Annotated in this window: 1 pseudogene; it reads left to right on the forward strand. The window is 59.6% G+C overall.

Going from position 1 to position 485, the window contains the following annotated elements:
- Positions 1 to 485, forward strand: a pseudogene (locus tag ACFSCZ_RS17760) (pyruvate carboxylase); the annotation flags it as partial.

A 485-nucleotide genomic window follows, 5' to 3' on the forward strand; every position in this document is an offset into this window, starting at 1 on the left:
CCCGGGCATTGAGAAGACCAAAAAGCCGGTGGAGTCCGAGCCAAGAATCCCGTCCATCCCGGTGGACCACAAGATCCAGCCGGGGACAAAGCAGATTCTTGACGAACGGGGAGCGGACGGTCTCGCAGACTGGGTACGAAGCCGGCAGAAGGTTCTGGTAACGGACACCACCTTCCGGGACGCGCACCAATCGCTTTTGGCCACCCGGGTGCGCAGCCGTGATCTGCTCCAGGCAGCCGGCCCGACGGCACATCTCCTTCCTGAACTGTTTTCCGTGGAGATGTGGGGCGGGGCCACCTTTGACGTAGCCTACCGGTTCCTGAAAGAAGACCCGTGGGACCGCCTTGCCAAGATGAGGGAAAAGATGCCGAACCTTTTGTTCCAGATGCTGTTCCGCGGATCGAACGCCGTCGGCTACACGAACTATCCGGATAACGTCATTAAAGCGTTCATCGAGGAAGCCGCCGATGCCGGGATTGATGTGT

It is taken from the genome of Siminovitchia sediminis, assembly GCF_042680885.1.
GTDB classification, from domain to species: Bacteria; Bacillota; Bacilli; order Bacillales; family Bacillaceae_C; genus Siminovitchia; species Siminovitchia sediminis.